General features: G+C 51.9%; 1 rRNA gene. It reads left to right on the top strand.

What is annotated here, in order from left to right:
- Positions 1-902, top strand: a 23S ribosomal RNA gene (locus ACUU1M_RS20340); the annotation flags it as partial.

Raw genomic sequence — 902 nt, 5'->3', positions numbered from 1 at the left:
TGGCAGTCAGAGGCGATGAAGGACGTGCTAATCTGCGATAAGCGTCGGTAAGGTGATATGAACCGTTATAACCGGCGATTTCCGAATGGGGAAACCCAGTGTGTTTCGACACACTATCATTAACTGAATCCATAGGTTAATGAGGCGAACCGGGGGAACTGAAACATCTAAGTACCCCGAGGAAAAGAAATCAACCGAGATTCCCCCAGTAGCGGCGAGCGAACGGGGAGCAGCCCAGAGCCTGAATCAGTGTGTGTGTTAGTGGAAGCGTCTGGAAAGGCGCGCGATACAGGGTGACAGCCCCGTACACAAAAATGCACATGCTGTGAGCTCGATGAGTAGGGCGGGACACGTGGTATCCTGTCTGAATATGGGGGGACCATCCTCCAAGGCTAAATACTCCTGACTGACCGATAGTGAACCAGTACCGTGAGGGAAAGGCGAAAAGAACCCCGGCGAGGGGAGTGAAAAAGAACCTGAAACCGTGTACGTACAAGCAGTGGGAGCACGCTTAGGCGTGTGACTGCGTACCTTTTGTATAATGGGTCAGCGACTTATATTCTGTAGCAAGGTTAACCGAATAGGGGAGCCGAAGGGAAACCGAGTCTTAACTGGGCGTTAAGTTGCAGGGTATAGACCCGAAACCCGGTGATCTAGCCATGGGCAGGTTGAAGGTTGGGTAACACTAACTGGAGGACCGAACCGACTAATGTTGAAAAATTAGCGGATGACTTGTGGCTGGGGGTGAAAGGCCAATCAAACCGGGAGATAGCTGGTTCTCCCCGAAAGCTATTTAGGTAGCGCCTCGTGAATTCATCTCCGGGGGTAGAGCACTGTTTCGGCAAGGGGGTCATCCCGACTTACCAACCCGATGCAAACTGCGAATACCGGAGAATGTTATC

The sequence above is a fragment of the Shigella sp. SIG6 genome, assembly GCF_053555815.1.
This window is presented reverse-complemented; position numbering and strand designations above follow the sequence as displayed.